10 protein-coding genes are annotated in these 14,176 nt (G+C 46.1%); 6 read left to right on the top strand and 4 right to left on the bottom strand.

Going from position 1 to position 14,176, the window contains the following annotated elements:
* Positions 1-8 precede the first annotated feature (8 nt).
* The 5 genes from A8C56_RS10870 (at position 9) to A8C56_RS10845 (ending at position 7,162) form a co-directional block, all read left to right on the top strand.
* Complete coding sequence (locus tag A8C56_RS10870) at positions 9-2,345, top strand: GH92 family glycosyl hydrolase (RefSeq protein WP_067761890.1); 2,337 nt, start codon at positions 9-11, stop codon at positions 2,343-2,345.
* Between the two features lie 602 nt (positions 2,346-2,947).
* Positions 2,948-4,570 carry a trypsin-like peptidase domain-containing protein gene (locus A8C56_RS10865; protein WP_067755682.1) on the top strand — a complete coding sequence of 541 codons (1,623 nt, stop codon included), beginning with the start codon at positions 2,948-2,950 and terminating at the stop codon, positions 4,568-4,570.
* Between the two features lie 15 nt (positions 4,571-4,585).
* Positions 4,586-4,792, top strand: coding sequence for a hypothetical protein (locus A8C56_RS10860; RefSeq protein WP_067755679.1), 207 nt, complete (start codon positions 4,586-4,588; stop codon positions 4,790-4,792).
* Positions 4,793-4,949: 157 nt separating this feature from the next.
* Positions 4,950-5,411 (top strand): PP2C family protein-serine/threonine phosphatase, encoded by a 462-nt coding sequence (locus A8C56_RS10850; protein WP_157097949.1) that lies wholly within the window; start codon positions 4,950-4,952, stop codon positions 5,409-5,411.
* Complete coding sequence (locus tag A8C56_RS10845) at positions 5,408-7,162, top strand: serine/threonine-protein kinase (protein WP_084490159.1); 1,755 nt, start codon at positions 5,408-5,410, stop codon at positions 7,160-7,162. The genes A8C56_RS10850 and A8C56_RS10845 overlap by 4 nt, the downstream gene beginning before the upstream one ends.
* Here the strand turns inward: A8C56_RS10845 and A8C56_RS10840 are convergent, their stop codons facing one another.
* From A8C56_RS10840 to A8C56_RS10830, 3 genes are all read right to left on the bottom strand, one after another.
* Positions 7,163-7,684 carry a hypothetical protein gene (locus tag A8C56_RS10840; RefSeq protein WP_067755668.1) on the bottom strand — a complete coding sequence of 174 codons (522 nt, stop codon included), beginning with the start codon at positions 7,682-7,684 and terminating at the stop codon, positions 7,163-7,165. It lies immediately after the preceding gene.
* Positions 7,685-7,743: 59 nt separating this feature from the next.
* Positions 7,744-8,481 carry a Bax inhibitor-1/YccA family protein gene (locus tag A8C56_RS10835; protein ID WP_067755665.1) on the bottom strand — a complete coding sequence of 246 codons (738 nt, stop codon included), beginning with the start codon at positions 8,479-8,481 and terminating at the stop codon, positions 7,744-7,746.
* A 136-nt stretch (positions 8,482-8,617) separates the two neighbouring features.
* Positions 8,618-11,032: a heavy metal translocating P-type ATPase gene (locus tag A8C56_RS10830; RefSeq protein ID WP_067761888.1), complete on the bottom strand. Its 2,415-nt coding sequence runs from the start codon at positions 11,030-11,032 to the stop codon at positions 8,618-8,620.
* Positions 11,033-11,308: 276 nt separating this feature from the next.
* Between A8C56_RS10830 and A8C56_RS10825 the strand changes: the two genes are divergently transcribed.
* Positions 11,309-11,944, top strand: a complete 636-nt coding sequence (locus A8C56_RS10825; protein ID WP_067755662.1) for a (4Fe-4S)-binding protein — start codon at positions 11,309-11,311, stop codon at positions 11,942-11,944.
* Between the two features lie 378 nt (positions 11,945-12,322).
* On the opposite strand, the gene A8C56_RS10820 is transcribed toward A8C56_RS10825, so the two are convergent.
* Complete coding sequence (locus tag A8C56_RS10820) at positions 12,323-13,633, bottom strand: IS110 family RNA-guided transposase (protein WP_071609335.1); 1,311 nt, start codon at positions 13,631-13,633, stop codon at positions 12,323-12,325.
* Between the last annotated feature and the right edge of the window lie 543 nt (positions 13,634-14,176).

Genomic DNA, 14,176 nt, shown 5'->3' with positions numbered 1-14,176 from the left:
CAGAAATAGTGAAGCGTTCATTTGCAGTTTATTCAGTAATTGCCTGTGTTTTGTTTTGCAGGCAGTCAATGGCACAAAAAGACTTTACACAATTTGTAGATCCCTCTATTGGTACGGCACACTGCCGCTGGTTCCATTATACACCCGGAGCGCTCCCCTTTGGTATGGCAAAGCCTGCTCCGTCTACCAATGGGAGTTATGGCAATGTGCATGGCTGGGATGCTACAGGATATGATTACCGGCACACTTCAATTGAAGGCTTTCCGAATTTTCATGAATTTCAGATCGGAGGCATTGTGTTTGCACCTATTACAGGTAAGCTGCAAACCGTTCCGGGGAAGCTGGAATCTCCGGACAGTGGTTATCGCTCGCGTTTTGATCATACAGAAGAAGTGAGCACTGCAGGCTACTATTCCGTATGGCTAAAAGATTATCACATCCGGGCTGAGCTGACGGCAACAAAAAGAGTGGCCTTTCATCGCTATACTTTTCCTGCGTCAAAGGAAGCCTATCTGCTCTTTGATATCGGCAACCAGCAGGGAGAAAGCGGGCCGGTAAAAGATGCAAAAGTCTATTTATCGCCTGATGGCCGGGTAGAAGGATGGGTGACCACGTTGCCGGTATACATTCAGAAATATCAGCCGGGAGCTTCTGTAACCATGTATTTTTCGGCAGTTGTAAGCAAAAAATACACAGCCTGCGGTGCTTTTAATGGAGCTGATGTAAAGGCGGGCGCAACTAGGGCCAGCGGCAAAGGCGCAGGGCTTTATCTGAGCTTTGCAACAGGCAATAATGAGCAGGTAATCATTAAGGCGGGGTTGTCCTATACATCCATAGAAAATGCAAGGCGCAACCTGAGCGAAGAGGCATCCGGGCTTTCTTTTGATGAGGCCAGAGCGCGCTCCAAAAAAACCTGGAACGAATACCTGGGCCGGATTGATGTGGAAGGGGGAAAGAAAACAGACCGTATAAAATTTTATACAGGACTGTATCATGCCGTACTGGGCAGGGGATTGTCCAGTGATGTAAATGGGGCTTATCCGAAAAATGACGGCACTATCGGCCAGATTCCGCTGGGTCAAAACGGCAAGCCGCTGCACCAGCATTACAATACGGATGCCGTTTGGGGTATTTATTGGAACCTGGCACAGCTTTGGGCACTCGCTTATCCGGAATATTATTCAGACTTTATCAAAAGCCAGTTGCAGGTATATAAAGATGCAGGCTGGCTGGGTGATGGCATCGCCAACAGCCGGTATGTTTCAGGAGTGGGAACCAATTTTATGGGACTTGTTTTTGCCAGTGCCTATATGGCGGGCATCAGGGATTTTGATGTGCGGCTGGCCTATGAGGCCGCGCGGAAAAATGAGCTGGAGTGGAAGGATCGTCCTTATGGTGCAGGTAAAAAAGACGTAGACCGGTTTTTGAAGTACGGGTATGTGAATCATCTGGACAAAGGAACAGGGGGTGGAGAGCTATGGCAGTTCTCTGTTTCACATACGCTGGAATATGCGTTTAGCGGCTATGCGGTAGGCCATTGGGCCCAATTGCTGGGAAAGACAAAGGATGCAGCGCAGTTGATGCGTTTATCAAAGGCCTGGGAAAAGGTTTATGATCCGGCGTTAAAGCTCGTCCGGCCGCGGCTGGCAAATGGAAAATTTATTACACCCTTCGATCCTTCCCAGCCCTGGCGGGGTTTCCAGGAAGGAAATGCCTGGCAGTATACCTATTTTGTGCCACACGATATTGAAGCACTGGTGCAAAAAATGGGTCAGCAAACTTTTAATAAGCGGCTGGACAGCATCTTTACAATTGCTCAGAAATCCTTATTTGGCGGCGGCGCAACAATTGATGCTTTTGCCGGTATTGCAGGGATCTATAACCACGGGAACCAGCCCAACCTGCATGTTTCCTGGCTGTTTAACTTTTCCGGTAAACCATCGCTTACCCAGAAATGGGTACGAGCCATCTGTAATCGGTTTTATGGTACAGAGGGAGTACATGGTTATGGTTTCGGTCAGGATGAAGATCAGGGACAATTGGGCGCCTGGTATGTTCTTTCTTCAATCGGTTTATTTGATGTAAAAGGACTCACCTCCCTTCGTCCGGAAATGGGAGTGGGCAGCCCGCTATTTGACAAAATCACCATCCGTTTAAACCCGGGGTACTATCAGGGAAAAACTTTTGTTATTGAAGCAAAAGCAAACAGTGCTGTAAATGGCTACGTGCAGTCCATACGCTTTAATAATCACTCTTTGCACCGCCCGTTTATAGACTGGGCGCATATTGTCAGGGGAGGGAAACTGATGCTGCAAATGGGCCCGAAACCGGTAGACATGTATTAAATATTAAATATTAAATAATCGTTGAGGTACTGCATGTATTATACCTTTACATTAAAATCCGTTCAATGAGCAATGCCGTGGTGAACTTGTCGAACCATAATTCATTTGACAACCTTCCTTCGTCTGGATGACAATACCTTTTTAAAGTCTCCTATGTTTACAAAATAAATAAAAGAATCTAATTGGTATTATTGAAACAATTACCGATGCTGTTAAAAGCAGTTAGTATCCTTTTTATTCTTTAGGATATTTTCCGTTCGTTAAGAACAAAAGCGTTGTTGGCACATAGGGTCTTGCTGGTATTCAGGCAGATGAAGCTGCCCCGGGAGATGGCATTCATGTGTAACAAAAATAAATAAAGCCTGCGCAAATAATTTGATCAGTAACCATAATGATACCCTGTACTATCAGGGATATATAGCTGATCAGCCGGGGCAATCCTGTATAAAACCATTCTCTGCATCTCCGCATGCTCCATAAAATCCCTGAACTTTTTCTAAGGGTATTCCGGTAGATAAAAAATCCGGGTATTTACCGATTGTTTCGGGTATTCATTACTATGAACTTAGCAGCAGAATTCAGGTCCTGGTAAAGTAAATAGTATGAGCAATGTAATTATTAAACATAGTAACGGATCAAAGGCCGGATTGCAGGAAACCTTTGTGCTGGAGCCGGGAAAATTACTGAGAGTAGGCAGGGGCAGGGCCAACGATATCAGCTTTGACCCGGAAAAGGAAGACCGTGTAAGCCGCGAGCATTGCTGCATCCTGCGCGATGCAACGGATCCTGATATTTATTTTGTGGAAGACCTGGGCAGTGTAAACGGAACGTTTGTGAATAATGCGCCTGTATCCGGAAAAATGCAGCTGAAGTTCGGCGACGTAATCACTATAGGAAAGAACGGGCCTAAAATTGAATTTGATGTAAGCCCGCGGCCGGAGCCGGCTCTGAAGAAGACCCGCGTTGCGGATTCCTTTACCGGGAAGAAAACGGTTGCATTGAGCGCTGCCGGTGGAGAAAAGGGAGGGATTGGAAAACAAACCATGCAGCATATCATCCGGCAGTCAGAAAAGAAGAGCCGTACCAGTCTTGTCATTACAGCGCTGGCTATCATACTACTTGCCGGAACAGGTGGCTATGTATTGTATAAGAAAAAAAATATAAAAGAGTTTAAGGAAGTAGTAAAAATCGAAAGCCCCAAAAACAGTCTTACTCCTTCTGAAATTGCAAAAGCCAACCAGGATAAAGTGGTCTATATTGAATTTGCCTGGAGGCTGACACAGGCGGCTACGGGTGATGAACTATACCAGGTGTATTTGCCGCTGAAGAGAAACGGGCAGGTACAATACATAGGAACATACACCGTTAACCCGGATAACAGGATCGTTCCTTACCTGACCTCAAAGACCAGCATCCCTTCAGGTGCATTGGGCGACCCGATAGGTATTGCCGGGGCCAGTGGAACCGGGTTTGTTGTAGACGAACGAGGCTTTATCGCCACCAACAGGCATGTAGCTGCCAACTGGCTGAGCAAATATAATTTTCAGAGCTATGCGTTCCCGGGTGTTCTTGTAAAGAAAGATCAGAAAGGCCGGCTGGTCCTTGATCCCGGCAGAATGATCCAGGCACAGGACGTAGGCACATGGGTACCGGGATCAAATCCCTTATACAAGGGCATAAATACGTATATGGATGTAACCTTTGCCAACAACTCTCAGCGCACACCTGCCAATACCGTGCGGATATCGCCAACGCACGATGTTGCAATGATCAAAATAGACCTGCCTGAGAACCTGCCTGCAGTTACACTCTATGACAGCTATACTGAAATTCAGCCGGGGGACCCGGCCATCGTAATGGGGTATCCGGGCATAGCGCCCAGGCATTTGGTGCTGAAACGCTCCCAGGATGTATTTAACGCAAATCCCAATATCAGTATCGTACCGGTGCCTACGGTAAGTAATGGAAATGTGGGCCGGCTGGTAAGAGGAACGGAGAAAAATGATAAGATCGATGAATATAAAAGTGAATACGGAGATTATTATCAGCTGACCATTCATTCTACCGGGGCAGGCAACAGCGGCGGCCCCATGTTTGATGAAAAGGGAAGAGTGGTGGGGATCTATAGTGCCGGTGCATGGAATAACCAGGGAGCCGCCATTTCGTTTTCTGTTCCGATAAAATATGCTATAGAGCTGATGGGGCGTCAGGAAGTCATTAAATAATGAGCATATCCGTTTATGTTTTTCAGGAAAAACAATATACCAGCAGGAACAGCAGCGCTTCCTGAGCTTCCGGTCGTTTGCGATGCTATAGCCATTTCAGACAAAGGGCCGTTGCGGACCAATAATGAAGATACCTATCTGCTGATCCGTTTTCCTGCGCATAACGGAACCCTGTTGGCAATGGTTGCCGATGGCATGGGGGGCATAATGCCGGTGAAGTAGCCAGTAAGATGGCCTGTGCAGTGGTTGCAGAACAGCTTCAAAGCACATTGCCTGCTGCAGGGGCCGGCTATCCGGAGCACATCGAAAGGGCGATGATCAGCGCGCATGCGGCCATAAAGAAGGCTGGTGAAAAGGATGAATATAAAAAAGGCATGGGGTGCTCCCTTACCTGTGCGGTCATTGTTGTAGGGTGCTGTATGCCGGGCATGTGGAAGACAGCCGGTTGTACCAGCTTACCGAAGACCAGACCATCGTTAATGAGCTATTTAAAAAAGGAACGATCACAGAACAGGAAAAAGAAGATTATGAAATGAAGAACATGCTGGTGCAGGCCCTGGGCAGTGATATGAAACTGGTACCACAGCTCCTCAGGAAGGGCATTGCTGTTCAGCCGGGCGACTGTTTCCTCCTTTGTTCTGATGGGGTTTATAATGTTTTAAACAACCGGGAAATACAGGCCCTTATGGAAATAGCAGACCTTCATTTTGCCCTGGAAAGCCTGTCGGCCCTGGCGTATAAAAGAAAAGCGGCTGACAATTTTACAGCGGTGCTGCTGCATTTTAAGCAGCTTCAGGCAAATGAAATTGCCAATACAAAAGAATTAACAGCCCGGGTATGAACATGTCAACAGATCAATATAAAATTATTAAAAAGCTGGGCGAAGGGGGGATGGGCATTGTATACCTTGCAAAGGACAGGATGCTGGATCGCCTGGTGGCCATCAAGGAACTAAGGGATGCTGCACTGGGTTCGGGTGCCGGTACTGCCCGGCGTTTTCAGCAGGAGGCCATTGCCCTGGCAAAGCTCAACCATAAAAATATCACCCATATTTATTCATGGCTACCACATAAAGAACATTACTGGATGGTAATGGAATATGTGAAAGGCCGCACACTGGAAGACTGGCTGCAGGAGTATAAAAGAATGCCGTATGAAATGGCTGTAGCCATTATTGCTCAGGTGCTGGAGGGCTTGGCCCACGCGCATCAGAAAGGTATTATTCACCGGGATGTAAAACCTGCCAATATCCTGATCAGTGAGGGCAGAGAAGTAAAAATCACGGATTTTGGCATCGCCCGCATCCGGAATGCAGAACGGCTGACCAGCCATGGAAAAACGATCGGTACACTGCAATATATGGCGCCTGAGCAGATCAGAGGCCAGGAAGGCGATGAACGTTCTGATATCTATGCCGTTGGCAGCATCTTTTATGAGCTGGTAAGCGGCAGACCGCCATTTGAGCGGCAGCCGGATTTTGAAATGATGAAGACAAAGCTGGAAAAAACACCGGCAACATTGTCTTCCCTGCACATACCAGTTCCTGCTGACCTGCAAAAAGCTATTTTAAGATCACTGAAACGGTCTGCAGATAAGCGTTTTTTATCTGCCACGGAATTTAAACAGGCTATTTTAAAAAGCAGCAAAGAGCCGGTAAAACGGGCACAATTGACGGGGCTGTTAAGACCATTCAAAGATCAGCCTGAGAAGAAAAAACAGAATGTTTTACCGGTACAGCAATTATCAGGTCAGCTCAGGAAAAAAATCTCGGACAGTCTGAAGGCCGTCCGTATGAATAATTTATGGCCTGTTATGGTATTATTGTTTTCCCTGATCATCAGTTTCCTGCTGATCTGGCGGAGCCGCGTGGGCCCCGGCGGGGAACTGCATAAGCAGGCGATGCAAAAAAAGAATGATCAATACTGGCAGCCGGCGGCAATGACCGGTAGCCCGGATAGTGCCTTAAGGTCTGAGCTGGTTAACAGGATCACGGACACCATCCAATTTAATGAAACGCCTAATGAAATGCTGGAGCGCATTTCAAAAAAAAAAGAAATGATTGCAGCTTCTAAAACTGCCGGCAAGAAAGAAGCGCCTGTAAAAGAACCCGAAAAAAAAGAAAATCCTGTTCCGGCAGCCCCACCAGAGCTGGGCGATGCCATAAGCGGGGATGATATCAATAAAGAAGCAGCAGTTTCCGGCATGGAGCGATTGCGCAGGCACCGGCCCGGCAGGGTGACCAATGGAGCGGTTTTAACAGTAGTGCTCCGGGAGCCGCTAAGCTCCGAAGATCGCTCAAAGGATGGGAAGGAAATCCGGTTGCGCGTTGCTGGTGATGTTTCAGATGAGGAAGGCGTGCTCATAAAAAAAGGCGCTTTGGCAATCGGTAAAATTGTGGATGTGGTGCCTTCCGGAAACCGGAAAAAAGCTGTAATAGGCTTTGTGGTGCGTAGTGTTATTGCGGCTGACGGCAGCGAAATACGGATAAGTGTTCCCCGTTTTCGCAATTATGCAACCGGTCTGAACCAGCCTGTTTATTTTTCCGCCGGCCAGTCTTTTACCGTTCAGATCCGGAGAGGAAGAGCGCGGTAATCATTGACCTCTTTTTTTCTTCAGCACTTTCAGTGCCCTGCTTTTAACACCGGGAGACGCATGAGGCAGCAGAAGCTCTGCTGTTGTTTTTAATTCAGGCAGTATTTCCGGGTAAAGATCAGAAAGTTTGGAAAGAACACCAATTGAGAAGGCTTTTGCAGCAATGGCCCCAGTGGGGTCTTCAAGATTCCTGAAACAAATATCCATAATGCGCCCGTGAAATTTCTTGGGTATTGCCGCTCCCTGATCCAGCAGTCTTAAAATATTCCTTTTTACAGCAGGAGGCTGTGCCGCATCATCCAGCAACCGGAGGAGGGTGGTGTAATGTGGGGCAATCAGGGACGGATGCCGGATCACGCAATAGCTCATGGGCCATGCCGCCCGCTGAACAATGCGGTAAGGACTTGTTGTAAAGATCCGGAACAGTTCATCAAACCGTTCCCGGCTGTCCCCCACCCAGTTTACGATTGCCATAACCTGCTCTTTGGTAATGGAAGCAGATAATTGTTGCTGAAGATCCATAGTCTGTAAAATAAAAGAGCCGGCAGCAAACCGGCTCTGAAAATATTTTATAACATAATTTAATTCCTTCTTCCGAATAAGCGTAATAACATCAGGAAGAGATTGATAAAATCAAGGTACAGGCTTAGCGCGCCCATAATTGCCAGCTTCTTTACATCGCTGCCCATAATATTTCCTTCTTCATCAATGCCCTCTCCAATCCTTTTCAGTTTCTGAACATCATAGGCGGTTAAACCGGTAAATACGATTACCCCGATAAAGCTGATAATATAACCCAGTGAGTCGCTCTTTAAAAACCAGTTAACGATCATTGCGATGATGATGCCGATGAGCCCCATCATCATAATACGGCCCATTGATGTAAGGTCCTGTTTGGTAGTATATCCCATTACCGCCATGATTCCAAACATTAACGCTGCAGTAAGAAAACAGCCGAATACGGAGCTGGACGTATACTGGAGGAAAATAAAACTAAAAGTGATGCCATTGAGTGCTGAATAAAGTAATAATAACATCATTAATACAGGCGCAGAAAGCCGGTTAAAGGCGAACGACATCAATAATACAAACCCCAAAGGAGCAAAAACCACTACATAAAACAATAGCTTGTTAGAAACAATTGGTGCTAATAATTGTTCTGCATTGGCTGCAAAAAAATAAGCAACAACGGCAGTAATGCCCAGAGCCACAAACATATAGGTAAATACATTTGCCAAAAAAGATTTTGACCTTGAACCCACGGCTTCCTGTCTTGAAAAAATACTTTCCGGTGTGCTTCTTGAATAATTGTCTTCCATTTTTTTTACTGATTTATTACGTGAAAATAAAGCAGAAAAGGCATTTTACCAAAGTTTACCGTCATTATAAAACACTTTGCAGGTAAATAACCTGTTAAATTTTAAGACCGTACAAATGATCTTATAAAACAGTTGATTATTTTTTCCACTTCAGCAGCAGGCTGCTGCTTACCACGCTTACACTGCTGAGCGCCATAGCGGCCCCGGCGATCATCGGGTTTAAAAGAAACCCGTTAACCGGGTAAAGGATACCAGCCGCCACCGGAATACTGATCACGTTATAAATAAAGGCCCAGAAAAGATTCTGGCGGATGGTGGCAACGGTTTGTTGCGATAGCCGGATGGCTTCGGGTATTTTATTCAGATCGGAAGTAATGAGGGTAATATGGGCTACGTCCATCGCAATATCGCTTCCCTTACCCATTGCAATGCTTACCGTTGCCTGGGAAAGCGCCGCGCTGTCATTAATACCATCGCCTGCCATGGCAACCACTTTTCCTTCTTCCTGCAATTTTTTTACAAAGGCTGCTTTTTGCTCTGGCATTACCTCTGCCTGGTAAAAGGGAATGCCGGCCTGTGCTGCAATGGCTTTTGCCGTTGCGGCATTGTCGCCTGTAAGCATATAGACAGCAATACCTGCTTTTGTCAGTTGCCTGATAGCAGAAGCGGAAGTGTCTTTGATCTTATCAGCAATGGCAAAAATTGCCAGGGTACTGCTCTCATTGGCAAACCAGATAACGGTTTGGGAGGCAAAGCTCCATTCTTCCGCTTTTTTAAGAAAGCGATCGGGTATCGGCACATTGTTTTCCAGTAACAGTTGTTTATTGCCCACATAATAAACAGTGGCATCCACCTGCGCTTTAACGCCCCGGCCGGTAATGCTTTCAAAATGACTGACCGGGGTAGTAGGTGCTCCGTCAAAATGCTTTACAACGGCTGCTGCCAGCGGGTGCTCCGATTGTTTTTCAATGCTGTAAAGCACCTGTTGGGGGAACGCATGCTCTTCAGACCATAGCGAGCCGGTCACTACCGGTTGCCCTTCAGTGATAGTGCCGGTTTTATCAAGCACAACAGCAGTTGTTTTTTTAGCCAGCTCCAGGCTTACAGCATCCTTTATCAGTATGCCTTTTTCTGCTGCTTTTCCAATACCCACCATAATAGCTGTTGGCGTTGCCAGTCCTAACGCGCAGGGGCATGCAATCACCAGCACGGTAGCAAATGCCAGCAAACCCTGTGTAAATCCGTTTGCCCCGCTCAGAAATGCCCATGCGGTCAGGGAGAGCAGCGCAATTACTATAACTACAGGAACAAAGATGCCCGCAATACGGTCAACCTGTTTTTGCACCGGGGCTTTGCTTCCCTGAGCCTCCTGTACGCGGCGGATGATCTGGGAAAGCAGGGTTTCCGCGCCCACCTTTTCTGCTTTGAACTGAAAGCTGCCCTTTTGATTAATAGTGCCCGCAAATACGTGCTCTTTTTCCTTTTTTGCAACCGGAACAGGCTCTCCGGTCAGCATGCTCTCATCAACATAAGACGAACCGCTGATCACCAGCCCGTCAACAGCGATCTGCTCACCGGGTCTTACCAGCAGCACATCCCCTTTATTTACCTGCTCAACAGGAACAGTTTCCTGCTCGTTGTTTTCCTTAACCAGTGTAACTGTTTTGGGCTGTAAACTCATTAGTTTACGGATAGCTGTAGAGGTGTTTCCTTTTGCTTTTTCTTCCAGCAATTTACCCAGCAGGATAAAAGAGATGATCACCGCGGCCGCTTCAAAATAAACATGCCCTTCTGCTCCGCGTGCTGTCCAGAAAGAGGGGAACAGAGTATTGAATATACTGAACAAATAGGCGGTACCTGCGCCCATGGCAACCAGTGTGTCCATATTGGCAGAACGGTGCGTTGCCTGCTTCCACGCGTTGATAAAAAAGTCTTTGCCCAGGTAAAGCACTACTGGGGTTGCAAGCGCCCACATAATAAAATCGGCATAAGGCAGGCTCATATAGAACATGCTGATTACTACCAGGGGCACCGTAAGAGTACCCGCCCAGATGGTTTTATTTCTGAGCGTATGGAATTGCTTTTCCCGGATGGCTTCCATCGTTGCATCGCTATTGCCTGCATCTTCAATCAGCAGGTCATAGCCGATGGATTGTACGGCTTGCTTCATCGTGGCTGTATGGATCACATCAGGCAGGTATTCTACAGTAACAATAGCAGTGGCAAAGTTGACAGATGCATTAATAACCCCCGGAAGGGATTTAAGGGTGCTTTCCACACTGACCGCACAGGAAGCACAGGTCATTTCGAGCACCGGGATCCTTTGCTGAGCGGCAGGAACCGTATAGCCCAGGTGGCGGATCTTGTGCACTGCTTTTGATACGGCGGCATTATCGGCTGTAGTGATGAGCGCCGTTCGGCGATCCGGTAACACCTTATGAGATGCGATACCTGCTATTAAGTCAAGGCTGTCATCAACAGCCAGAGCACTGCGCTCATTTTTAATGCCTTCCAGCGGAATGGCTATTGTATTAATTATATCTGTTGCCATATAAAATTGTTTAAACAGGTGTTTTACAAAGTTCCGTGCTGTTTTAAGCCGGATCATTACAGGATTCAGAGTTTTTTTTACAGGATTTACCGGTAAACGACCGGCGGAAAAGACGGCTCCTGTTTCTCTGCGTTCAGCCCCGGGTTTTCTGCTGTGACCGGCATTGCTGAGCCCGGAAATCTGAAGCGGGCTATAGTATAGTTAATCCAGGTTAACCAGGTTAAGATTAAAAGCGGGTAGATTTGTACTATTGAATCATCCATATAAAACACAGGTATGAAATATAAATTGGAAAAACCGGTGAACGCCGGAATAGGCACCGCAAATTATCAATGCCATATTACATGGCGGAATGGAAGTTTTATAGCTGATGAGCCGGTTTCAAAGGGCGGGCAGGACAAAGGCGCCGACCCGTACACCTTGCTGCTCTCTTCCCTGGCTTCCTGTACCCTGATCACGCTGAAAATGTATATTGAGCGTAAGGAATGGAATATTCCTGAGATAAGGGTAAATGTAAATATGTACCAGGAAATAAAAGAAGGTACAACCGTTACGGTAATTGATCGCGATATTTATTTTCCTGAAGTAATACCCGATGAGCAAAAAGAGCGTTTGCAGGAAATTGCGAAAGCCTGTCCCATTTCCAGGATCCTGGAAAATAATGTTCAGGTACGCACATTTATGAAAAAAGATGGAGCAACAGCAAAGAGCATCCTGTACAGCAATGATCAGATAACGGTTGTATGGAAGCCGGAACTTTGTCAGCATTCAACCCGTTGCTGGAAAGAGCTGCCGGCTGTGTTTGACCCAAAGGTGAGGAAATGGGTCAACGCAGATGGCGCATCTGCAGAGCGTATAATGGAACAGGTTCACAGATGTCCCAGCGGCGCACTTACTGCCATCATCAAATAGAGGCTGATCGGTTTTATACTGCTGATGAGCTTATGCATTCATTTTAAAACACCTTCCGGCGTTCCGTCGGAAGCTCTGGGAATATATCGTCCGGACGGAAGTGATGTTTATTGCTGCTCATAATTCGTCGGACTGTTCATGACAAGTTCTTAAAGTATTAATAGTCAGCATAAGCAAAATGTTACCCTTGGCGAAGCCGGATCATCCTTCGTCAGGCTGTTCATGACAAGTGTGTTATTGTATTGAAAGCCAATAATATACAAGATCGTCGTCCCGACCGAGTTCGGAGAACGAGCGGAGAGATCTCTGTAACAGATGAGATCCCTCTGCGCACCCGCTGAAAGCAGGTTCGGTGCCAATGACAAGATATGTAATGCACTATATTTCAACTAATTTCAAGTTGTGTTTTGTAGCCAGTTTCAATAAATACTGTTGCTCGCGTTGCTTTAATTGCTGTTCATATTTAGCAGCTCCTTGTTCTAAATAAGCTGTCCCTTTAGTCAGTAAGTTATAAAATGCAATAGCAATTTTTCTGGCTCCTGCTTTTATTGCAATTGCGGGACCTTTCCTGGTGCGTATTCTGCGTATAAATGTTCCAATGGCTATATGTTTGCTATTGAGCAGCGATTGTGCGATCTCCCTGAATATCTGGCCCACTCTGGAACTGTTTTTCATTTTTGCTTTCCTGCTGCGGCTGCCGCTTTGGTTATGACCAGGGGAAAGCCCGCACCAGCTTACATAATGCTTTTCCGTAGGAAATCTACTCAGATCGGTACCTGTTTCTCCCAGCAGCTTCAACATAGAATAGTTGGTTACTCCCGGCAGACAGCCCGCATCTACACCGTATATATTGAGCAATTTTTGATTTAAATCCTTAATCATTGGCTTATGATGGCGTACGGGCTTCTCCTTATGTACCGGCGCTACAAATGAACTACCTTGCTCCAGAAAAGAAAGCAACACTTCCATACGCTGATCTACTATGAGTATTTGCTGCTCATGAATTTTCCAAAGCTTGAGGTTCTGTTCCAACAAGAACAGCCAGCTTTCATTGTAGTTGCCTTCTAAGGCCATCAATACCTCGTCTGCCTTTTTATCTTTTATACTTTTGTGACACAGGCTTAATAATACCTTTCCGTCCCTTTCCCCTCTAAGGATCGCCTCTATCATACGGATACCACTGACACCAGTAATCTGAGAAATAACCTCCGTCAATTTGATGTTCATCAACTCTAATGCCTTCTGCATTTTATTTACATAACTGCTGCCCATACTGATAATATCTTCCCGCTCCCGCATTAGCATCCGGAGTTCTTTCAATCTACCGGCCGGTATATAGCTTTGCCGTACCAATCCTGCACTAAACATTTTCTGCATCCAACAGGCATCGGCTACATCCGTCTTCCGACCTTTTACCTGCTTTACCTCTTTGGGATTTACCAGGCATACACAGAAACCGGCTTGCTCCAGCAGCTCATGTAGCGCAATCCAGTAGACGCCTGTAGCCTCCATACATACATTTTTCACCTGCTGGCTCCTAAGATCTTCAATACACTTACGATAGCTAAACGTAAAAGTATCGTAACTTTTAACCGTAATCCCATCACAGGAAACGAAGATTTTCTTTGAGCCGATATCAATAGCGGCTGCACACGCATTGTGTTGTTCAAAACTGACTAAATTTGACATAACTACTTTTTTAAGTATTAATTAAAAAAAGCAGGTTACAGCTCAAAGAGGTTCAATAAAAAAGCAATGTGCCAAACGGGAATGCTGCTGCAAACAGTATCACCAAACATTAATGCACCATTCTTTGAAGCAAGTGTCGACAGGAGGTACAAAACACTAATCGATACGACGGCTACGCTGCTGTAACCTGCTTCTTTCAAAGATACCACTTGTCATTACTCATTAATTTTGATCCCTAATTAACAAGTCGGGATGACGATTAAAAAAAACTTGTCATCCGAATGAACTTAAAGGCAACGCTTTTATGAGTGCTGTTAATGACAGATTCCAATTAAGGCTGAGTGTAAATAGATCGCCATGCCGGGTTTTCAATTTGCGGCGCCTGCTCTCGGAAAACGTGCAAAAACATTCAAAAAGTCCGGATGATGCGATGCTGCTCCCGGTCTTCTAAAAGAAATGCAATTGTAAGAAGGATAACAATATTGAGTACCGGGGCATAGTATTTCAACCGATAAGCGTCCGCCAATAACCCGGGCAGGTCAA

The sequence above is a fragment of the Niabella ginsenosidivorans genome (assembly GCF_001654455.1).
GTDB lineage: Bacteria > Bacteroidota > Bacteroidia > Chitinophagales > Chitinophagaceae > Niabella > Niabella ginsenosidivorans.
Note: the sequence above shows the minus strand (reverse complement) of the source record. Positions and strands in the feature narration are given on the sequence as shown.